The organism is Acetivibrio clariflavus DSM 19732 (assembly GCF_000237085.1).
Classification (GTDB): domain Bacteria; phylum Bacillota; class Clostridia; order Acetivibrionales; family Acetivibrionaceae; genus Acetivibrio; species Acetivibrio clariflavus.
In genome coordinates this window covers 2,352,286-2,373,326 of record NC_016627.1, presented here as the reverse complement: position 1 = coordinate 2,373,326, position 21,041 = coordinate 2,352,286, and the positions used below count along the sequence as shown (strand labels likewise).

At 36.2% G+C, this 21,041-nt stretch carries 23 protein-coding genes; 20 read left to right on the top strand and 3 right to left on the bottom strand.

What is annotated here, in order from left to right:
* The first annotated feature begins 150 nt into the window (after positions 1-150).
* From uraA to CLOCL_RS10020, 20 genes are all read left to right on the top strand, one after another.
* Positions 151-1,419 carry a uracil permease gene (gene uraA, locus CLOCL_RS10115; protein ID WP_014255253.1) on the top strand — a complete coding sequence of 423 codons (1,269 nt, stop codon included), beginning with the start codon at positions 151-153 and terminating at the stop codon, positions 1,417-1,419.
* 263 nt (positions 1,420-1,682) lie between these two features.
* Positions 1,683-2,705 (top strand): stage III sporulation protein AA, encoded by a 1,023-nt coding sequence (gene spoIIIAA, locus CLOCL_RS10110; RefSeq protein ID WP_014255252.1) that lies wholly within the window; start codon positions 1,683-1,685, stop codon positions 2,703-2,705.
* Positions 2,696-3,211 carry a stage III sporulation protein SpoIIIAB gene (spoIIIAB, locus tag CLOCL_RS10105; protein WP_014255251.1) on the top strand — a complete coding sequence of 172 codons (516 nt, stop codon included), beginning with the start codon at positions 2,696-2,698 and terminating at the stop codon, positions 3,209-3,211. The genes spoIIIAA and spoIIIAB overlap by 10 nt, the downstream gene beginning before the upstream one ends.
* Before the next feature lie 185 nt (positions 3,212-3,396).
* Positions 3,397-3,591, top strand: coding sequence for a stage III sporulation protein AC (gene spoIIIAC, locus CLOCL_RS10100; protein ID WP_014255250.1), 195 nt, complete (start codon positions 3,397-3,399; stop codon positions 3,589-3,591).
* Positions 3,592-3,611: 20 nt separating this feature from the next.
* Entirely contained in the window at positions 3,612-4,001 is a 390-nt protein-coding gene (gene spoIIIAD, locus CLOCL_RS10095) for a stage III sporulation protein AD (RefSeq protein ID WP_014255249.1), read from the top strand.
* Positions 4,002-4,019: 18 nt separating this feature from the next.
* Entirely contained in the window at positions 4,020-5,237 is a 1,218-nt protein-coding gene (spoIIIAE, locus tag CLOCL_RS10090) for a stage III sporulation protein AE (protein ID WP_014255248.1), read from the top strand.
* A 4-nt stretch (positions 5,238-5,241) separates the two neighbouring features.
* On the top strand, positions 5,242-5,877 hold the full coding sequence (gene spoIIIAF / locus CLOCL_RS10085; RefSeq protein WP_014255247.1) for a stage III sporulation protein AF: 636 nt from the start codon (positions 5,242-5,244) through the stop codon (positions 5,875-5,877).
* A 35-nt stretch (positions 5,878-5,912) separates the two neighbouring features.
* Positions 5,913-6,545, top strand: a complete 633-nt coding sequence (locus CLOCL_RS10080) for a stage III sporulation protein AG (RefSeq protein ID WP_014255246.1) — start codon at positions 5,913-5,915, stop codon at positions 6,543-6,545.
* A gap of 102 nt (positions 6,546-6,647) precedes the next feature.
* Positions 6,648-7,325 carry a SpoIIIAH-like family protein gene (locus CLOCL_RS10075; RefSeq protein WP_014255245.1) on the top strand — a complete coding sequence of 226 codons (678 nt, stop codon included), beginning with the start codon at positions 6,648-6,650 and terminating at the stop codon, positions 7,323-7,325.
* Between the two features lie 147 nt (positions 7,326-7,472).
* On the top strand, positions 7,473-7,877 hold the full coding sequence (locus CLOCL_RS10070; RefSeq protein ID WP_014255244.1) for an Asp23/Gls24 family envelope stress response protein: 405 nt from the start codon (positions 7,473-7,475) through the stop codon (positions 7,875-7,877).
* Between the two features lie 241 nt (positions 7,878-8,118).
* On the top strand, positions 8,119-8,667 hold the full coding sequence (gene amaP, locus CLOCL_RS10065) for an alkaline shock response membrane anchor protein AmaP (protein ID WP_014255243.1): 549 nt from the start codon (positions 8,119-8,121) through the stop codon (positions 8,665-8,667).
* Between the two features lie 11 nt (positions 8,668-8,678).
* Positions 8,679-8,909: a DUF2273 domain-containing protein gene (locus CLOCL_RS10060; protein WP_014255242.1), complete on the top strand. Its 231-nt coding sequence runs from the start codon at positions 8,679-8,681 to the stop codon at positions 8,907-8,909.
* A 205-nt stretch (positions 8,910-9,114) separates the two neighbouring features.
* The gene (nusB, locus tag CLOCL_RS10055; RefSeq protein WP_014255241.1) at positions 9,115-9,549 is read left to right on the top strand and encodes a transcription antitermination factor NusB; all 435 of its coding nucleotides are present in this window, start codon (positions 9,115-9,117) and stop codon (positions 9,547-9,549) included.
* An 87-nt stretch (positions 9,550-9,636) separates the two neighbouring features.
* On the top strand, positions 9,637-10,869 hold the full coding sequence (gene xseA / locus CLOCL_RS10050; RefSeq protein ID WP_027621595.1) for an exodeoxyribonuclease VII large subunit: 1,233 nt from the start codon (positions 9,637-9,639) through the stop codon (positions 10,867-10,869).
* Between the two features lie 2 nt (positions 10,870-10,871).
* Complete coding sequence (locus tag CLOCL_RS10045) at positions 10,872-11,102, top strand: exodeoxyribonuclease VII small subunit (RefSeq protein ID WP_014255239.1); 231 nt, start codon at positions 10,872-10,874, stop codon at positions 11,100-11,102.
* Between the two features lie 28 nt (positions 11,103-11,130).
* Entirely contained in the window at positions 11,131-12,021 is an 891-nt protein-coding gene (locus CLOCL_RS10040; RefSeq protein ID WP_014255238.1) for a polyprenyl synthetase family protein, read from the top strand.
* A gap of 29 nt (positions 12,022-12,050) precedes the next feature.
* The gene (locus tag CLOCL_RS10035) at positions 12,051-12,491 is read left to right on the top strand and encodes a divergent PAP2 family protein (protein WP_014255237.1); all 441 of its coding nucleotides are present in this window, start codon (positions 12,051-12,053) and stop codon (positions 12,489-12,491) included.
* Positions 12,492-13,470: 979 nt separating this feature from the next.
* A complete protein-coding gene (locus CLOCL_RS10030) occupies positions 13,471-14,109 on the top strand; it encodes a hypothetical protein (RefSeq protein ID WP_014255236.1) in 639 nt (212 codons plus the stop codon).
* Positions 14,110-14,121: 12 nt separating this feature from the next.
* A complete protein-coding gene (dxs, locus tag CLOCL_RS10025; RefSeq protein ID WP_014255235.1) occupies positions 14,122-16,005 on the top strand; it encodes a 1-deoxy-D-xylulose-5-phosphate synthase in 1,884 nt (627 codons plus the stop codon).
* Between the two features lie 42 nt (positions 16,006-16,047).
* A complete protein-coding gene (locus CLOCL_RS10020; RefSeq protein WP_014255234.1) occupies positions 16,048-16,857 on the top strand; it encodes a TlyA family RNA methyltransferase in 810 nt (269 codons plus the stop codon).
* Positions 16,858-17,087: 230 nt separating this feature from the next.
* On the opposite strand, the gene CLOCL_RS10015 is transcribed toward CLOCL_RS10020, so the two are convergent.
* From CLOCL_RS10015 to pnpS, 3 genes are all read right to left on the bottom strand, one after another.
* A complete protein-coding gene (locus CLOCL_RS10015; RefSeq protein ID WP_041715069.1) occupies positions 17,088-17,297 on the bottom strand; it encodes a hypothetical protein in 210 nt (69 codons plus the stop codon).
* Positions 17,298-17,396: 99 nt separating this feature from the next.
* Complete coding sequence (locus CLOCL_RS10010; RefSeq protein WP_014255233.1) at positions 17,397-18,929, bottom strand: hypothetical protein; 1,533 nt, start codon at positions 18,927-18,929, stop codon at positions 17,397-17,399.
* Between the two features lie 341 nt (positions 18,930-19,270).
* A complete protein-coding gene (gene pnpS / locus CLOCL_RS10005; RefSeq protein WP_014255232.1) occupies positions 19,271-21,034 on the bottom strand; it encodes a two-component system histidine kinase PnpS in 1,764 nt (587 codons plus the stop codon).
* Positions 21,035-21,041 lie beyond the last annotated feature (7 nt).

Genomic DNA, 21,041 nt, shown 5'->3' with positions numbered 1-21,041 from the left:
ATAAAATTATAGTATTCAGCAAGAATTTTATTACTATTGATAAATATCGTACAGAAGATTGACATAAATTAAGTTTATGTCAAATTTTTTGTGGAAATCTGCCAATAACTATGCTATACTACTCGAGATAAAATTTAAGGAGGGCTTACCTTGGAAAATAAAAAAATCATTCAGGTGGAAGATAAGGTACCTATGAAACTAATGATACCGTTATCGCTTCAACATATGTTCGCAATGTTCGGCGCATCGGTTCTTGTACCCATTATCTTCAATATCAATCCATCGGTTGTTCTGCTTATGAACGGTATTGGAACGCTGTTGTTTATTTTGATTACAAAAGGCAAAGCACCGGCTTATCTTGGATCCAGCTTTGCTTTTATTGCACCGGCAGGTCTTGTTATCTCGAAATGGGGATATCAGTATGCTCTTGGAGGATTTGTAGTAGTGGGCATTGCATTCTGTATTATAGCTTTAATTATTTACAAATTCGGAGTGGACTGGATTGATGTCGTACTTCCGGCAGCGGCCATGGGGCCAGTTGTTGCATTGATTGGCTTGGAATTGGCAAGTTCGGCTGCCAATACAGCCGGCCTTTTAGATGATCAGATTAATATGAAAAATGTAATAGTATTCCTTGTTACATTAGCTTTTGCCGTATTGGGAAATGTTTTGTTCCGTAAATTCTTTGCCGTAATTCCTATTTTGATTGCCATTGTTGCCGGCTATGCAACAGCACTTTTTACAGGTTTAATCACAGTTGAGACTGTAGCCGAGGCATTAAAGGCAGACTTGTTTGTAATTCCTAATTTTCAGCTGCCGCGCTATAGTCTTGAAGCAATTATTATGATATTTCCGGTAATTCTTGTTGTGGTCTCTGAACATATTGGCCATCAGATTGTAACCAGTAAAATTGTAGAAAGAGACCTTCTGAAAGATCCCGGACTTCATCGTTCCATGTTTGCCGACGGACTGTCGACAGCCCTGTCGGGATTGGTTGGAGCAGTTCCTACAACTACTTATGGAGAGAATATTGGTGTAATGGCGATGACAAAGGTGTATTCCGTAAGGGTCATTGGCGGTGCTGCGTTGCTTTCCATAATCGCTTCTGTTGTGGGACCGATATCAGCTCTTATTCAAACAATACCTAATCCTGTAATTGGGGGAATCTCATTTCTCCTTTACGGTATGATTGGTGCATCGGGTATACGTGTTTTGGTGGACGGTCGGGTTGATTACGGTCGCAATCGAAATTTAATTCTGACCTCCGTTGTTTTTGTTACCGGCCTTTCCGGAATTGTTCTGAAAATAGGCCAGGTAGAACTTAAAGGTATGGTTCTTGCCTGTATTGTCGGTATGGCTCTGTCCATACTACTCTTTATCTTTGATAAACTTAAGATTACAAACGACCTGGAAGCATAATTCAACATAACAAGCCGGTTAAGGAAAAATATATGAGTTTACTTTAAGCAAAAGAAAAAAATTTCCCTCAGCAAGTGAGTTGATTCTTAAATAATCACTTGGTTGAGGGTTTTTTATGCCCGTCTTTCTGCCATTTTTGCTGTTTTCGATGAAATAAAAACATATTTTTGTCATAGAAATGGACAAAGTTTAATAAAAATTAAGTAAGAATTTTTTTATTTCCTACATCGGATAAAATTATGCTTTTTCAGGAGGAAGATATTATGATTACCAATGACAAGCAAGCCTATAGAATGGAGGAAATTAATGACTTTGAGAGGGATATATTGCGATTTATATCCCCGGATTTAAGAAATGCCATAAAGAGAATGTCCGCAAAGGATTTGATGGGTACCGAGGAAATAAGATTTAGGGTGAACAAACCGGTAATGATCCAGAACCATATGGGAAGCTTTTTTTTAGAGACTTCCGGTGAACTGAAAACCAAACCTGAAAATCCGGTATTTGCAAGTCAGGAACAGATAGTTAAAACATTGGAACTTATCAGTGAAAATTCCATATACGCCTTTCAGGATGAAATACGGAACGGGTATATAACGCTAAGGGGCGGACATAGAGTTGGAATAACCGGCAAAGCAGTGTTAGATGGGACAGGAATAAAAAATTTAAAGGATATTTCCGGACTTAATATTAGAGTGTCAAGAGAAGTAAGGGGGTGCTCGTCTGAAATTTTAAAGTACATAGTTCAGGGAGAGAACGAGATTTACAATACCCTCATCATATCGCCCCCAAAATGCGGAAAGACTACAATACTTAGAGATATTGCAAGATCTATCAGTGATGGTGTTGCTCAAATAGGGCTAAAGGGTCTGAAAGTGGGAATAGTGGATGAAAGGTCTGAAATTGCTGCATGTTTCAAGGGTTCACCTCAAAAACAAGTGGGAGTTAGAACCGATGTATTGGATGCTTGTCCTAAACAGCTTGGAATGTCAATGCTGTTAAGGTCAATGTCCCCAGATGTAATAATAACTGATGAAATAGGCAGCAGCGGTGACAAGGAAGCATTGATGCAGGTGATTAATGCGGGGGTCAAAATAGTTACAACTGCCCATGGATACAGTATTTCTCAACTAAAACTAAGAAAAGAAGTACTTTCCATGCTTGAAGAAAAGGTGTTTGACAGGCTGGTTGTGCTAAGCAGCAAAAACGGGCCGGGAACCCTTGAAGAAGTTATCGACGGAATCAGCATGAAGTTTTTGTATAGGAGAGAAAAGTTATGCTGCTGAAAATTGTAGGCAGTTTGATTGTGTTTGTGTCCTGCACGCTTTTGGGATATTCCCATGCACAAACCTATGCCCAAAGACCGCAAGAGCTGAAGACTCTTCAAATGCTGCTTCAGATATTTGAAAACGAAATAAGTTTTTTGTCCAATGTGCTCCAGGAGGCTTTTCAAAAAGTCAGCAGTTGTACAGACAGCAGCGTGGCAGTTTTTTTTGAAGCAGCGGTGGAAAATCTGAAAGAGGGATTGTGTGCCGATGAAGCATGGACAAAGGCTGTGAAAGAAAATATTTCCGGGACAAGTTTAAATTCTGAGGACGAAGCTATAATTATTTCCTTTGGCAAGATGCTCGGAAGCTCTGATTTGGAAGGACAGATAAAGAATATACGTCTTACCGTAAATCAGTTAAAAATTCAGGAGCAAAAAGCGGAGGAACTCAGAAGCAAGAATGAGAAGATGTTTAAGAGTCTCGGAGTGTTATGCGGTCTGGCAATAATCATTTTATTGTTCTAAATGAAAAGATTATTTGAATATATATAACTTGTACAGAGAAGTTATAAGGGAATAATGAAAAAAGCCATTTGTTCCTTTAAGAATGCAAATCGGTTTTCATTATTCCAATAGGGAACAAAATTAAAAACTGTTCCTAAAAATAAATACTACTATAGCTCTTAAGAACAAGAGGAGAAAGAACAATTATGAACATAGAACTAATTTTTAAAATTGCTGCCATAGGAATATTGGTTTCGGTATTAAACGCTTTGCTTAATAAATCGGGAAGAGACGAGCAGGCAATGATGACAACCCTTGCAGGTCTGATAGTGGTACTTATGATGATAGTAAAGGAAATAGTAAATCTGTTTGATACCGTAAAGACTTTGTTTCATTTCTAAATTTGAGGATGATGATTTTTGTGGATATAGTTCAGGTAATTGGATTGGCAATTGTGGCAACTGTAATAATAGCTGTTATTAAAGCACAACGGCCAGAGATTGCAATACAGATAAGTATTGCGGCAGGAATAATTGTCTTCACAATGATATTGGGCAAGATCTCTGCAGTCATTGAACTTCTTAACAGCTTTGCCGAGAGAATTAATATAAATACAGTATATATTTCAACATTGCTTAAAATTGTGGGAATAGCGTATATTGCAGAATTTGGTGCAGAGGTCTGCAAAGATGCCGGGGAAAGTGCAATTGCATCAAAGGTTGAATTGGCCGGCAAAGTGGTGATTATTGTTTTGGCTGTTCCGATACTGACTTCGTTAATGGACTTGATTGTAAGAATTATCGCTAATTAATGAACGGACGGGGAAAAAATGTGTAGAGGAAACAAAAGAACTTTCATTTATGGCTTTTCAAAATTAATATGTCTGTTTATGTTCCTAACGGTATTCTGTGTTGCTTTTCCCGGTCGAATATACGCTGAAGAAACCGGTATGGAACAAGAGATAATTGAGCAGCAGATGGATACCGATGAAGTAAAATCGGTTGGAGAAAACCTCAAAAAAACAATGAATGAAGAGTTCTATGAAATAATGCCCGGTTACAACCCGGAAAAACTGATAAAGGATTTGACTAAGGGAGAATTCAAATTTGACTTTGCAAGTATATTTAAAAGAATTTTGTTGTATTTGTTTAAAGAAGTGTATGTAAACATTGACCTGTTAATTAAATTAATAGTATTGGCAATTATCTGTGCAGTTCTTAACAACCTCCAGTCATCCTTTATGAGTAAAAGTGTGGGAGAACTTGCCTTCTATGTATGTTATATAGTTCTGGTTTCAGTATTGTTAATAAGTTTTAACAGTGCTCTCAAATCGGGTATTCAAATAATTGATGCAATGGTAAACTTTATGTATACTTCAATACCTGTGCTTATAACTTTGCTGATATCCGGAGGAAATATCACATCGGGCGGAGTTTTACATCCTGTATTGATAGCCATTGTACAGTTTACCGCTGCCATAATCAAAAACGTTTTCGTACCGCTTATCGTACTTTCTACGGTTATATCCATCGTAAACAATATATCGGATAAAATTCAGGTTGCAAGGCTTGCTTCTTTGCTAAAAAATATCACGTCCTGGTCTTTGGGGTTTATACTGACTATATTTGTCGCAGTTGTATCTCTTCAAGGCTCTTTAGGTGCTGTGGTGGATGGTGTGACAAGCAAGACGGCCAAATTTGCAATAGGTGTATTTGTACCCGTGGCGGGAAAATATCTTGCCGATGCAGCCGACACTGTTATAGGATGTACCCTGCTTATAAAAAACGCCGTTGGGGTTGCAATTATGATTGGCATAGTATCGGTAAGCCTTATACCCATGCTAAAAATGTTAGCAATCATAGGTGTGTACCGGTTGGCCTGCGTCTTTTTAGAACCGGTGGCCGAAAACAGGATTATAAAATGCATTGGGGAAGTAGCCGGCTCCATAACTTATATTTTTGGAATAGTGGCTTCGGTATCCTTTATGTTCCTTTTAACGGTTGCTACATTAGTAACTGCGGGCAATTTAAGCTCTATGATGAGGTGATGAAATGATAGAGTTTTTAAAAGAATGGTGCCTGAATATTGCAGCTCTTGTGATTTTTATAGTTCTTTTGGAAATGCTTTTGCCGTCGGAAAAAATGAAAAAAATGGTAAACCTGGTTTCGGGACTCATCCTTGTGATTGCTTTGATAAATCCGGTGCTTGGTTTTCTGCAAAGGGGAATAGACCTTGAGGTATATCAGATGTCAAGCAGTAATTTCATAGACAAAAAAGAGATAATGGCAAACAGCCAGGTGCTGAGAGAAGAACAGACAAGGCAGATTACCGATTTGTATAGAAACAAGGTTATAAGTCAGGTGGAAAGTTTAGTAAGAGAAGTAAAAGGTGTATTGGATGTCAAGGCAGATGTAATTATAAATGACGATTATTCGGATGAAAAGTTCGGGGAAGTCAAAAGAATTTACCTTGAACTGAAACTTGGGGAAGAGGATGAAAAAGCAAAGGGTATTGAGAAAGTTAAGAGCATAGACAAAGTAAAAATAGTAGTAGGGAAAGAAAAAAAACAAGAAAGTGAAGAGTGGACAAACACAAAAATAGACGAAGAGATTAGAAAAGAAATTGAAAAAAGGATTGAAAACATGCTTAACATACAAAAGGAAAATATAGTGATTTCTGTCACATAAGCAAAATACCTATTGAAGAAAATAAGGAGGGCAATATGGATAAGTTGAAAAAGCTTGTGGAGTATTTGAGAAAACTGCTTAAGAATGACAAGAACAATAAAGTGGGAGAAAACCTTATAATTCTGATAATTATCGGGATTATAATCATAATAGCCGGAAGCACACTATTTGACGGAGAAGGAAAGAAAGATAAAAATATTGCTTCAAATAAAGCTGAGAATAATATTGACGAGAAAGCAGAAGAAGTTTCCGTTATTGGTGTAAATGATGAAAAGACAGATCTGCAAAAAAGCATAGAAGAGATTCTTTCACAGATAAACGGGGTTGGAAAAGTTGATGTACTGGTGACCTATTCATCAGGCAGAGAAATTGTACCTTATTCGGATGTTAAGAAAAGCGATGAAATAACGGAAGAAAAGGATAGCACCGGAGGTACAAGAAAAATCAATCAAAGTTCCTACGAAAGTCAGATTGCCTATGAGGACAGCGGGAGCGGTGTAAAGAAACCAATTATTTTAAAAGAACTTCTGCCGGAAGTTAAGGGGGTGGTGGTAGTAGCAGAGGGGGCTGATGATCCTTTGGTTAAAGAAAGTTTAATTAACGCAGTAAAAGTTCTTCTTGATGTACCGGTACATAAAATACAGGTGTTTGAACGAAAAGGAGGATAAGAAAGTTGAATAAAAATTTGCAAAAAAAGATATAAATAAGACAAATTTGCAATATATATTCAATATATATTATAAAAAGTAATAATGAAGGGGGATTATTCTATGGTAGTATTTAAGAGAAAGCAAATTGTTGTTTTATCTCTGATTCTTATGATAGTCATAGCAGGGTATTTACAATACAGTTACAAAAAAAGCAGTGTATCGGTAAGCAATGAAATGTTAGACACCGATTCTCCCAGACTTGGTGAGGCAGTTTATGTAGATAACAGTGATTCTTTAGGCAGCGAAGTGGCTGAAAAGACAGAAGATGCTGATAAGAAGGATAATAAAAAGGAAGATAAGAAAGAGAACAAGAAAGAAGATAAAAAAGAGGACAAAAAGGATGAGAAGAAAGATTCCGGTAAGGAAGTTCAGGCATCAAAACAGGCCAATGAATTTTTTGCACAGGCAAAAATGGATAAAGACGTAACAAGGGGTAAAAATAAAGATGAGCTTGAACAAATTACCAAAGACCCCAATGCCGATAAAGAACTTAAAGCTCAAGCCAATAAGAAAATTTTGGCGTTGATTGACAAGTCAGAAAAAGAAATGGCTATAGAAACTCTTATAAAAGAGAAAGGGTATAGTGATGTGGTTGTATTTATTGCTGATGACGGAAGTGTTGATATAGTTGTAAAGGCACAGAGTTTGACCGATGTTGAGGCAACACAGATTGCGGATATTGCATCAAGACAGGCAAATGTAGCAATATCTGATGTTCACGTAAGAACTGTTTTTTAGAATAAAATCGTTTTTAAAAGGATTTACACAGGCCCAATATAGCTGGATTATTATGTTTGACAGATACAATTTGTTGATATCGTTGATTTGTAGTGTTATAATATTTTGTATCGGGCTTTTACGTGATACAGCGGGGAGGGAATCCAAATGGATGAGAATGTCCAGGGTAATAATATTGAGATAGGAAACATTAAAATATCGGAAGAGGTAGTAGCCATCATTGCAGGAGTCGCTGCTATGGATGTACCTGGTGTTGCAGGAATGAGCGGTGGTATCGCTGGTGGAATTGCTGAAATCCTTGGACGTAAAAATTTATCAAAGGGAGTAAAAGTTGAAGTCGGAGAAAAGGAAGCTGCGATAGATTTGTATATTATTGTTGAATACGGATGCAGAATTCCCGATGTGTCATGGGATATACAAGAGAAAGTTAAAAAGGCTGTAGAAACTATGACTGGACTTAATGTGGTTGAAGTAAATATCCATGTTCAAGGTGTAAACATAGAGAAGGAAATCAGAAGAGAAATCAGCGATGACCTTTCCCGGGTAAAATAAATGCCTTGTACAAATAGAAAAAGTTATAGTATTTTGAAATAATCCCTTTGTAGGGTTTATTTTTTTATAAAAATAAAATATAATATAATTTGGATAAAAGTGTGAAGGGAATCTTTGTAAGCTTTTGCAATTGAAATATTTGGAGATGCATTAAAAAATGGGGTATAAAAGTTTGGCTTTTTATTAAAAATTTTAGTAATGGGATTTTGTGTGACAAAAGAAAAGTGTAAAGAGGTGACTTATGAATATCTTATTTAGGACTATTTTGGCAATTTATGCTTTCTGTCTTACTGTCGTGTCTGTGATATTGATGGCCATGACTCTAAACCATCGACTGTTTACCGGTACAACGGAATATATTTCGGAGTTTGTATTACCCAACAGAGCTTCGAATATTATTATGTTCATTATAGAACTTATATTTTTTGCACTGAGCATAATATTTCTTTTTTCCGGGGTTAGAAGCGAGCGGGAAAAGAAATCTATCAGCAAGGCCAACAATATTGGCGAAATCAGAATATCTCTTAATGCCATTGAAAATATAGCATTATCGGCATCCAAAAAAATTACCGGTATAAAGGATACAAAAGCTTATGTAAGGAAGCTGGGAGAAGATGTTTCAATATTTATTAAGGTGATTGTTTTAGCCGAAACTCATATTCCAACTCTATCGGAAGAACTTCAGGTAAAAGTTAAAAAAGCTGTTGAGGAAACTTCCGGTATCAATGTTTCAGATGTAAAAGTTTCCGTTGAAAATATATATACCGGGTATAAATCAAGGGTTGAATAGGAGAGTATGCTATGAGTTGGGAGATGTTAATAAATTTCTACAAAAGACATTATGGAGAAATAAACGGTGCAGCTTTCGGGCTGATATTTGCGTTATCTACTCTTTTCATTGGTTTTTTCCAGACGGTATTTATTGCATTATGCGTTTTGATAGGTTATTATATTGGAAAAAAGATATCAAATGACAAAGACTATTTGAGGAATTTGCTGGACAGAATATTACCTCCGGGTACATATAGATAATGATTGAAAATTTAGATTTGATTGTGTTTTTAGAAAGGTATTTATTTTTGCTTTTGAGAAATGATAAGTATATTTAAATAAAATAAGTATATTTAAATAAAAAAAGAAATAATTTTCACACTAAAATATTTACTTAATTGATTTGAGACAAGACTTTCGGGATTGATTGAAAAAGGCTCAAACTAGTTGAGGAGGTACAAAGTTAATGGGAAGAAGGGCAGCCAGGGAGATTGCGATGAAGCTCATATACCAGCTGGAGATTCAAAAGGACTCCAGAGATGAGCAAATAAGGCAGACCCTTGAGCAGGTTAATTTAGCAGAGAATGATGAGAATTATATTGTTGATGTTGTAAAAGGTGTGTATAATAATCTGGAACAGATTGACAAAACTATTGAAACATATTCAAAGGGATGGAAACTTTCAAGGATTTCAAAGGTTGACTTATCTATTTTAAGGCTTGGTATATATGAGATGTTTTTTAGAGATGATATTCCCTTTAATGTGTCGATAAATGAGGCTGTGGAGTTGGCAAAGAACTATAGCGGTGAAGATAGCGGATCTTTTATTAACGGTATATTGGGTAAAGTTTCACAAGTCAAGGAACTGCCTGGCAAGATTGAAAAAACGGAAAGTACTTGAATTTTCTAACAACCCACCTTAAAAAGGTGGGTTGTTGTGATAAAAACTGGTAGTAAAAATAATAACTTAAATGTTATAGGAGAGGAAATGAAAGAAACTTTAACCGGTATTTTCGACAATGTTTTGACAGTAACTTCAGTTAACAGATATATAAAGGAAATTATTTCTCGGGATATGATATTGTCAAACCTCTGGATAAGGGGTGAAATTTCCAACTTCAAGCATCATTCCTCTGGGCATATGTATTTCACACTTAAAGATGAAAACAGTGTTATAAGATGTGTTATGTTCAGAACACACAATTCCCACTTGAAATTCATGCCGGAAAACGGAATGAAGGTCATAGTAAGAGGTTATGTCTCTTTGTACGAAAGAGACGGGCAGTATCAGCTTTATGCCGAGGAAATGATAAATGACGGAGTAGGGAATCTTCATATTGCCTTTGAGCAGCTAAAGAAGAAACTTGCAGAGGAAGGTCTTTTTGACAGCCGTTATAAAAAGCCGATACCTTTCATGCCCGGTTCAATCGGGGTGGTAACATCATCAACGGGATCGGTTATCAGGGATATTATAAACATTCTTGACAGAAGATTTTATAACGCCTGCATTAAGATTTTTCCCGTCAGAGTTCAGGGGCAGGGGGCAGCCGAGGAAATAAGCAGGGCAATTTATACCCTTAATCGTCTGAACTGTGTCGATGTTATAATAATTGCAAGAGGTGGAGGTTCTTTAGAAGAACTTTGGCCCTTTAATGAAGAGATTGTTGCAAGAAGCATATTTAACTCAAAGATTCCTATAATATCTGCTGTAGGACATGAAACAGACTATACGATATGTGACTTTGTAGCAGATTTACGGGCACCGACACCGTCAGCTGCAGCAGAGATTGTCATGCCTGAAAAACAGCAGCTTATTAACAGAGTGATTGAGCTTGATATCAGATTAAGGAATGCTATTCTGCGAAATATTAAAATTAAACGGCAAAAGCTTGATGAATTAAAAAATTCTGCTGTTTTCAGGCAGCCTTATGACAGAATTTATCAGGAAAGAATGAAGTTGGATGTGCTGTATAAAGATTTGAAAAAAGCTTTTCTGGTGAAGCAGGAGAGGGCAAGATTGAAGCTTCAGTTTCTCATCGGAAAGCTTGATGCCCTAAGTCCGTTGACAATATTGGCAAGGGGTTACAGTATTGTTAAATCGGCCGATGACCAACGTATAATCAAATCTGTAACCGATGTGGCAGAAGGAGAACAAATTAAAGTAAACCTTGCGGATGGGAACTTAGAATGTACAGTAAATAAAGTGAAGGGTAGGAATTAGATATGGCTAGGGAAAAAAAGAGTTTTGAAAAGTCGCTTAATGAACTTGAAGAAATAGTTGAAAAGCTTGAGCAGGGAGATATGCCCTTAGATGAGTCTATTAAGATCTTCCAAAAAGGTGTAGCTCTTTCAAAAGAATTAAGTAAAATGTTAGATGAAATAGAGAAAAAGATAACTATATTGGTAGAAAATGAAAATGGTGATATTATAGAAGAAGATTTTATTAAAGATTAGTGCATAAAATATTAGGGGGATTTTGCCGATGGAGTTTATGGAAAAACTAGAAATATATCAGGATATTGTAAATAACTTTTTGGAAGAATGTATAAAAGAAAAAGATTTGATGGAAAAATCCATATATAACGCTATGCGTTACAGCCTTTTGGCAGGCGGAAAAAGGTTAAGACCCGTTCTTTCCCTTGCAGTGTGTGATATGCTGGGGGGCGATTTGAAGGAAGTTTTACCTTATGCTTGTGCTGTTGAAATGATTCATACTTACTCGCTGATACATGATGATTTGCCTTCTATGGATAACGATGATTATAGAAGAGGGAAACTGACAAACCATAAAGTATTTGGTGAGGCTCTGGCTATTTTGGCAGGAGATGGACTCTTGAATATGGCTTTTGAGTTGATGCTTGAAAATACATCAAGCAATTGTAATAATATAGAAAATAAAGTTAAAGCAATGGGGTATATTGCCAAGTCCTCCGGTGTGCGGGGAATGATTGGAGGACAGGTAGTGGATATTGAATCGGAAAATAATGAGGTGTCGGTTGAGACCCTTGAATATATGCATAGGCTTAAGACCGGTGCTTTGATAAAAGCATCTGTCATATCGGCAGCAATTATATGCAATGCTTCCAATGAAGATATCCAAAATTTAGAGAACTATGCCGAAGGCATAGGGCTGGCCTTTCAGATAAAGGATGATATCCTTGATGTGGAAGGAAATATTGATAAGCTGGGAAAAAATGTGGGAAGCGATGCTTCAAATAAAAAGACTACTTATGTAAGTATTTACGGACTTGAAAAATCAAAACAAATGCTTACGGAAATTACAGAGAGTGCAATAAAAAGCTTGGATAGTTTTGGCGGAAAGGCTGCATTTTTAAAAGAGCTTGCAGAGTATCTTGTTATAAGAGAAATGTAAAATTTATCGGCAGGAGGATTTTTTTAAAGGTGCAATTTATAAACGCTATAATAAACAACAGAACAATAACAGTACCGATGTTTGCCTGGTTTTTGGCACAACTCTTAAAAGTAATAAATGTTCTTGTATCAAGCAAAAAAATAGATTTTACAAGATTTATAGGTTCCGGCGGGATGCCAAGTTCCCATTCGGCATTTATTGTATCTCTTACCACTGTTGTCGCTAAAATTAAAGGAATTGATTCTGTGGAGTTTGGCATTTCACTGGCAGTGTCTTTGATTGTTATGTATGATGCGGCAGGTGTCAGAAGGGCAGCCGGAAAGCAGGCAAAGGTATTGAATCAACTTATACATTCACATAATGACAAGGTTCAGTTTGATGAGAAATTGAAGGAATTATTGGGACATTCCCCCTTTGAAGTATTTATGGGGGCATTGTTGGGAATTCTTATCGGTATTTGGATGGGATAATATTTTAAGGCGACCTTATTTCGATCAAATGTGACACATTTAAAGCTTGTCGCTGAGACTGATAATAACAGATTATTGTAATGCTTGTAGGAATGGTGCATGAAATAAAACTAAAGGATAAAAAGAGAATAAAGGCAAGTATTGATGACTATAAATTCACTGCCACGGAATAAACGCTTATTTTAAGGTTTAAAGAAGCTTTACAGATTGTAGTGATTCTTTATACATAACTGTTTATATGTTATAATACTTTCCTGTTATACTTATACGGCTTATTGCCAATAAGACAGGATGGAGCAGTATTCTAGTCAGTACTGCCGGTTCTGAAAACGGGCCTAAAAATCCGTTGAAGGGCATATCGATGAAGTTCCTTGTGTTGGCTTGTTACGCCCAGTAATGGGCTGATGCTGGGAGTTAAGGTTTAGGGGCGATCCGCAATGGCATGCGGGCGTTGACCCCTCTACCGTGGAGACCCTACCTTGTGGGAGAAAAATAGTTTTGGCATTATATCCAAAACAAATATTGATTCAACTACGAGTAGGGAGTAAACCTGTTATGCGGTACCGTTAAGGTGCTGTGAACAGAGTAGCCTGCCTTGAGTGAAGTTGGTGGATAATGGTCAGGTGTACATGTATTGGCCGATACATGTGCGCTAAAGCAGTTTGAAACCACCTTTGCAAAAGAGGCTAGGAATCGGTCAGACTGTCGGGGAAAACCCCTAGACTGTTCTAACAAGAGATACACTGGGGATTGCAGTGTGGACTAAGTGGTAATCAGGCCCCACAATTGGCAACATTGTGGCGGAAGGTTTAAAAGGAAACTGCTGATTTGGCGACATTTCAGTACCTTCCGTGGAAATCAAGCCTGACCTAAGCCGCAAAATTTACTCAGTGTATTTCCATCCTGTATTTTATTATAATTGAGATTATCTGCAAATATTAATTATATTATTCATTATTGGATTTTTGGAGGTTTTTTTGTGGATGGCAATTATAAACATCCGGAACATGGCAGAAAAGTGAAGTTTAAAACCAATTCAGTAGGTTCGAGAAAAGATAATTTGAAATGGGTTATTTTTGTGACCTTGTTTACATTTGTTGTTTCTTCAAGTTTATCATTAATATCATCAACCCTTTTGGAAGATAAAAATATATACATATCCTTCCTTATAGTACTGTTTATTATTTTAATTGGTATAATTTTTGATATAATAGGTATAGCGGTGACTGCTGCTGAAGAGGCACCTTTCCATGCCATGGCATCAAGAAAGCTGTATGGAGCCAAACAGGCCATAAAGCTTATGAGAAATGCCAATAAGGTGTCCAGTATTTGCAATGATGTTGTGGGTGATATATGCGGAGTCATTAGTGGGGCTGCCAGCGGCTTTATAGTGATAAAAATTGCATCTACTGCCAGTGGGACAGCGCAAACCCTTGCAAGCATCGGAATTACCGGTACTGTTGCAGCCATGACTATTGGAGGTAAAGCCATTGGAAAGACAATAGCAATGGAGAAAAGCAATTATATTGTCTATAAAGTGGCTGTAATTTTAAAGTTTCTGACGGGGAGATTAAATTTTATTAAATTTGGGACAAAGACAAAAAATAAAAGAAAGTGAGTTGAAACCTGTTTGGGTAGTATTTTAGATAGAATAAATTCACCAGAGGATATAAAAAAGTTAAGTCTGGATGAATTGAATAAATTGGCAGATGAAATAAGAATGTTTTTGATTGACAAGGTGTCAAAGACGGGGGGGCATCTTTCTTCAAACTTAGGGGTAGTAGAGCTTACACTGGCTCTTCATCGTGTATTTAATTCGCCTCAGGACAAAATTGTTTGGGATGTCGGGCATCAGTCTTATGTTCACAAGATTATTACCGGAAGAAAGGGCCAGTTTGACACATTAAGGAAACTAGGCGGTTTGTCCGGTTTCCCAAAGATTAATGAAAGTGAACATGATGCCTTTAATGCCGGGCACAGCAGTACTTCGATTTCTGCTGCTCTTGGAATAGCAAAAGCAAGGGATTTGAATAATGAAACATACTCGGTGGTTGCTGTCATTGGCGATGGAGCAATGACAGGAGGAATGGCTTTTGAGGCATTGAACAATGCGGGACGATATCCCAATAATTTTATTGTAGTATTAAACGATAATGAGATGTCCATTTCAAAAAATGTGGGAGGATTATCGAAATATTTAAGTAAAATAAGAACAGAACCTTTCTATTTCAAAGTTAAGGAAGATATAGATATCATGCTCAACAGGATTCCTGCCATAGGTAAGAGTGCTGCAAAAGTATTGGGCAGAGTTAAGGGGTCTATAAAATATATGATAGTGCCCGGAATAATATTCGAAGAGCTGGGATTTAAATATTTAGGGCCTGTTGACGGACATAATATAACGGAAATAGAAAGGCTTTTGACAATTTCAAAGACTATAAAGGGACCGGTACTTATACATGTATGTACTCAAAAGGGTAAAGGATATACATATGCGGAAGAAAATCCTGATGTATTTCACGGGATAGCACCCTTTGAAATCGAAACCGGAGAGGTTAAAGCCAGTGGCGGTCCGGGATATTCGGAGATTTTCGGACGCGAGATTGTCAATATTGCCCAGGAAGATGAAAAAGTGGTTGCAATTACCGCAGCAATGCCCCATGGAACAGGATTGGTTCCGTTTTCTCAGAAGTTTCCTGAAAGATTTTTTGATGTGGGCATTGCAGAGCAGCATGCGGTAACTTTTGCTGCCGGACTTGCCAGGGGCGGAATTAAACCTGTTGTTGCCATCTACTCTTCCTTTTTGCAGAGAGCGTATGACCAGATTTTACATGATGTGGCAATCCAAAATCTCCATGTGGTGTTTGCCATTGACAGGGCCGGGATTGTAGGTGAAGACGGTGAGACACATCAAGGTATTTATGATATTTCCTTTTTAGGTCATATACCCAATATGACAATTTTGGCACCCTGTGATTATGCAGAATTTGCCCTGATGTTAAATTATGCTGTAAAAGATCATAATGGTCCTATCGCTATAAGATTTCCAAGGGGTAAAGGTGCTGAGAAACTTTTGGAAACAGAGCCCATTAAATTTGGCAAGGCTTTGCTTGTGCGGGAAGGAAGCAATATAACTATTGCCGCTGTCGGAAATAAAGTGGAGACTGCGCTGAAAGTGGCAGATATGTTGGAAAAAATGGACATATCCTGTGATGTCATCTATTTTAGATTTATAAAACCTATTGACGAAAAACTTCTTATAAATTCGGTGTTAAAAACAAGGCATTTAATAACTATTGAGGATAATGCCATAGCAGGAGGCTTTGGAAGCAAGCTGCTTGAAACAATAAACCAGAAGGGAATAAATATAAAAACGAAAATGTTTGGATACCCGGATCAATTTATTCCCCATGGCTCGAAAAACGAGATTCAGAGCATATACAGGCTTGATGAGCAAGCTATTGTGAACGATGCTGTTAAATTATTAAATAAGGCAAGAATAAATATAGATTAAGTTTAAATAGAACAAACATGGCAGAATACGGAGGTTTATATTTTGGAAAAGGAAAGACTGGATGTCCTGCTTGTTAAACGGGGATTTTTTGAAAGCCGTGAAAAGGCGAGAAGTTCCATAATGGCAGGAGTTGTATTTGTAGCAGGAAAAAAAGAGGACAAACCCGGTTTAAAGGTGGATGTAGATTCTGAAATTGTTATAAAAGAGAATGTGCACCCTTATGTCAGCAGGGGAGGCTTGAAGCTTGAAAAGGCAGTTAAAGTGTTTAATATAGATTTGAAATCCAAGACGGCAATAGATATCGGAGCCTCTACCGGAGGATTTACTGACTGCATGCTGAAAAACGGTGCCGCTAAGGTATTTGCGGTGGATGTCGGCTATGGGCAGCTGGCATGGGAATTAAGAAATGACGAGCGGGTTGTATGTATGGAACGTACCAATATCAGGTATGTGGAACCGGAACAGCTGGGAACTTTGGTGGATTTTGCTTCGATAGATGTATCTTTTATTTCACTGAAGAAGGTTATTCCTGTTGCAGTTAAACTGCTTACCGATGAAGGCGAACTGGTTTGTTTGATTAAACCGCAATTTGAAGCCGGCAGAGATAAAGTAGGGAAAAAAGGAGTTGTAAAAGACCCAAAAGTTCACGAGGATGTAATCAAGGATATTGTTGCTTTTGCAATAGGAACAGGCCTTAAAGTAAAAGGTTTGGATTTTTCGCCCATAAGGGGACCGGAAGGAAATATTGAATATTTGATTTACTTAAGTAAAAAGGATGGAAGCAGCGACTTGGAAGCATTGTTTAATGAAGTGCCGAAAATAGTTGAAAAGTCCCATGAGAGTGCTTATTAATTATGAGTTTATAAAGGATGTGTGAAACTTTTTCTGTAAATTGACTTTCTATGATAATTTTCAATGGGGCTTGTAAGGCAAATTCTGGCTTACAAGCCCTTTTAATATAGTGGAAAGAAAAATGGCATTTCAAGAGTGCCCTTGAAGAAGGTTGTTTATTTGCTCTTGACTGGCTATTTAGTTTTATGTGCTTATTGTTGTGATTTTATAAGATATGCGTTATGCAAGTTTTACTGAAAATCTCTTATTACTTTATTTATTATTGAGCAAAATATATTTTTAGCTTCGCCATTCAACAGAGTAGTTTGAACTTCATAGTCATTTATATAAAGTTCTTTTCCGAAAGTACCTTTTAATTCAACATTTTCAATTTCTTCATAATTGAAAAATTTTGGAGATGAAAATGGATTGTGTACATAAATACCTTTTGTAGTTAGCAAACAACCATCTTTAGAACTTCCAAAAAGCGTATTGTCATAACATATTATTGGATATTCTTCGTTGTTTAATTGAGCATAGGAATTTATGGCGTTACCAATTTATTTTAGTGATTTTTCGTCATCCGAGAATATAAAAATTTTATTTTTTATATCCTCATTATTTATATTTTTCAATAACGACGATGCATATTCGATAACAAAATTTTCATCTATACACTGAGAATTATGGGTATTCATAGATGTATCCAAAGTTTCATTTTGATTATAACTTTCATTATAATAAGGACATACTAAAGCTATAAATTCAATCAATTGAATTATTTGGGAAATAAGTTTTGAAGACGGCATTGAAGATGTTGGAATACTTTTTCCGTTAATTTTTAAGCCCCATTCGTTTTTAATACTATTAATATCAGCTAATTTTATGCAGCCGCCTGAATAATAAATGTTTTTATTTGTTAAGACAAAGCCTTCCTTACCTGTTGCAAAAATGGTATTGTCAAATAAGAATAAAGGCATTTCATCATCTTGGCAAAATGCAAAGGTATTTAATGAGTTGCTCAGTCTCTCACTTTTTGCACTTGTATCAAAGAAACAAACCATGTAACTGTTAATCTCTTTATCCAATACCTCTGTTAATTTTAAACAAAGCTCGCTGAGAGGTTTTCCTAAATGCTCTTTTGATGATTTAAAGAAAATATTTTTACTCATTGCATATTCAAATTTGCTATAATTATCACCGAAAAACGATTTGGCATTATCGTCTGCCTGTTTCATTCTTTTAATATCAATCGATATATCGAATATTTCTGCAAGTTGTGACAATTCATTATTTTCATCGCCAAAAAGATAATATGCCAACAGATAGTATTCATCTTTGAATGGAGCATTACAAAGCATATCAACAACAGCTTCTTTAAGTTGTTCATCAGGAATAACATCATCAAGGATATTTTGGTAAATAGTTTCGGCATTTCTCACAGACTCATCTGTATAAGTCATTTCGAAGTCAGGATACTTTTTGCTTATAATGCTGCACAATGGATAAACAATAGATTTTATATCATTATAGACACCGTAAACTAATGACTGCTTTGTTTTCGGGTCTTTATAAATCTTATTCATTTGACTATTTATACTCGCATTTGTTACAGCACCGTCGAGGATATTAAACATTGAGTGTAAAAATCCTGTAGCCATATTTGCAGCACCGGCAAAGCCAAATCCGCCACCAACGAATTTGCTGCGAGAGTCTTTTCGGTATTTCCTGTATTGTGAGGCCATTTCTTTTTCGCCAACTAATTCAAGATATTTTTCATAAACTTCACTGAGTGCTTCGATAAAGTTGACCATATATTCTGAACAGAGTTCAGTAAATCTCTCTTTATTGATATTGTAAATTTTATAATCCATCAGCATTTGAACTGAAAAATTTATAACATTGTCATAAATTTTTGCTACTGCTTTTTCGGAATACTGCACAACGTTTTTTAGCGATCCGTATCTGTCATAAATCAAAGACATTTCATCTGCATAATCTTCTGCCATATTATAAAATTTGTTTAATATTTTGGCACAAACCAGATCATTATCTGTGAATGTAATTGCATAATTATATAGACTAACTTTCAATATAATTACCTCCTTAGCAGCATATGATTGGTTTTTATCGCAAAGAGCATTTTAAGTTTTTTAATAATGGGAGCTTATTCTAGACAATGCAACTTTTGAGAAAAATATATGAGTTTTACTTTGAACAGATAGTTACTATTGCCTTTAATGAAAATATCGGTTATTTATAAATTGTTTTTAATGATAATATATTACTGAATGTAAATATTTGTCTAAATATCAGTTCAAGTATAAGAATAAAGGCATTATAAAATCTATATTATATGTGAATGCTTTTGTAAGAGAGCCTAATGATGTAAAAAATCTATGATTTCCTGTGATTCAGGAAACGGTTTCATTAGTCAACAAGGTAGTTGGATAATGAATTCTGTACCTTTGCCTACTTCACTATTTACTTTAATTATCCCATTATATAGATTAACAATATGCTTTACAATTGAAAGGCCTAAGCCGGTACCTCCCATATTCCTGGACCTTCCCTTATCAACTCTGTAAAAGCGTTCAAATATTCGTGGAATATGTTGGGATGGGATTCCGATTCCCGTATCTTTTACACATATTATTACTTTCCCGCCGGCATTTTCAGCACTTACTGTCACAGAACCGCTTGGCACATTGTATTTGACAGCATTATCAACCAAATTCAATATCATTTGCTTCATTCGATTTCTATTGGCCTTAATAAATACTTTTTCACTGGAGTTATTTATAAGAACTATGTTTTTATCGTTTGCTATGTTCTGCATGATTTCAAACACGCCTTCAATGATGGAATTTAGCTCAACTCTTTCCAAATCGGTGTCGCTTTGTTTATTTTCAATCTCGGACAATACCAGAATATCGTTTATCAGCTCATGAAGGCGTTCCGCTTCAATGTCAATAATATCTAGAAATCTCATTGACACGTCCTTATTGTTGATGGCACCATTTTTCAGTGTTTCAATAAACCCTCTTATGGATGTAATGGGGGTTTTAAGTTCATGGGTTACGTTAGAAACAAATTCTGTTCTCATCTTCTCAAGTTTTCTTACTTTTGTATTATCCTGAATGGAGATTATCCATCCTGAAGCAACTGTGCTTTGGTTGTTTGACCTTAAGGGAGAAGTTTTTATCAATAAATCTTTATCGTCAAGACTGATTTCGCATTCCAACGGTTCGTTTTTTTCCATGGACTCTTTTAACAGAAGGTTTATTCGGTTATTTCTTATGTGCTGTGTGATTATTTCACCGGTGATTTGATTATTATTGTCCAAATTTAAAACGCTGAAAGCGGCATGATTGATTAACAGGATTTTTAAGTTATTATCGACAGCTATAATTCCGTGGGTGATGCTTTGAACAATGGATTCCATTTCTATTTTTTTATTGTTGAGGTCACATATTGTTTTATCCAATTTTGATGCCATTTCGTTAAACTGAAGTGCCAGTTGTCCCACTTCATCCTTAGAGTTTACAGAAATAGTTTTAGAATAGTTTCCTTCTGATATTTCCTTTGAAGCATGAATTATGTTGTTAAGGGGACGAATTACCGTTTCTGTAATTCTTAAAGAAACTATTATACTTATAACCAGAGCCGATATAATTATAAGCACAGAATATGACCAGGTGATTCTGTTAATCATATTAAGTTCAGTCAATGGAACTGATACCCGCACAATCAGATTCAATTGCTTAACAGGAATTGCCATATATAACAAATCAAAATCCAGTGTTGAGCTGCTGCGATAGTCTTTACCTATTTTACCCGAAAGAGCATCTTGAACCTCTTTTCGGGAAGAATGGTTTTCCATTGTTCTGTAATCTGCTTCCGAGTCGCCTAAAACTTTGCCGGAAAGGTCGATAAATGATACTCTTAACTTGCTATTCGGATAAGTGATGCTCTGATTATAACTGTTTGCAAAATTTTCTGCCAACTGGTTATAATCCGGTTGGAGCCCGGAAGCATTGTTCAGCAGATAGTATTTAATTGAAATACCGATACTTTCAAGTTTGTTTTCAACTTCAAACTTGTAATACTTTTTGGAAATCTGTGTGGTAAATATCACCGTTAACACTAAAACAAATGCAATTAACAGCAAAAAGTATTTAAGAATCTTCTTTTTCATAATCCTT

Coding starts and splice junctions, on each gene's coding strand:
- spoIIIAA (WP_014255252.1), top strand. CDS start 1,683: ATGATTACCAATGACAAGCAAGCCTATAGAATGGAGGAAATTAATGAC.
- spoIIIAB (WP_014255251.1), top strand. CDS start 2,696: ATGCTGCTGAAAATTGTAGGCAGTTTGATTGTGTTTGTGTCCTGCACG.
- spoIIIAC (WP_014255250.1), top strand. CDS start 3,397: ATGAACATAGAACTAATTTTTAAAATTGCTGCCATAGGAATATTGGTT.
- spoIIIAE (WP_014255248.1), top strand. CDS start 4,020: ATGTGTAGAGGAAACAAAAGAACTTTCATTTATGGCTTTTCAAAATTA.
- spoIIIAF (WP_014255247.1), top strand. CDS start 5,242: ATGATAGAGTTTTTAAAAGAATGGTGCCTGAATATTGCAGCTCTTGTG.
- CLOCL_RS10080 (WP_014255246.1), top strand. CDS start 5,913: ATGGATAAGTTGAAAAAGCTTGTGGAGTATTTGAGAAAACTGCTTAAG.
- CLOCL_RS10075 (WP_014255245.1), top strand. CDS start 6,648: ATGGTAGTATTTAAGAGAAAGCAAATTGTTGTTTTATCTCTGATTCTT.
- CLOCL_RS10070 (WP_014255244.1), top strand. CDS start 7,473: ATGGATGAGAATGTCCAGGGTAATAATATTGAGATAGGAAACATTAAA.
- amaP (WP_014255243.1), top strand. CDS start 8,119: ATGAATATCTTATTTAGGACTATTTTGGCAATTTATGCTTTCTGTCTT.
- CLOCL_RS10060 (WP_014255242.1), top strand. CDS start 8,679: ATGAGTTGGGAGATGTTAATAAATTTCTACAAAAGACATTATGGAGAA.
- nusB (WP_014255241.1), top strand. CDS start 9,115: ATGGGAAGAAGGGCAGCCAGGGAGATTGCGATGAAGCTCATATACCAG.
- xseA (WP_027621595.1), top strand. CDS start 9,637: ATGAAAGAAACTTTAACCGGTATTTTCGACAATGTTTTGACAGTAACT.
- CLOCL_RS10045 (WP_014255239.1), top strand. CDS start 10,872: ATGGCTAGGGAAAAAAAGAGTTTTGAAAAGTCGCTTAATGAACTTGAA.
- CLOCL_RS10040 (WP_014255238.1), top strand. CDS start 11,131: ATGGAGTTTATGGAAAAACTAGAAATATATCAGGATATTGTAAATAAC.
- pnpS (WP_014255232.1), bottom strand. CDS start 21,034: ATGAAAAAGAAGATTCTTAAATACTTTTTGCTGTTAATTGCATTTGTT.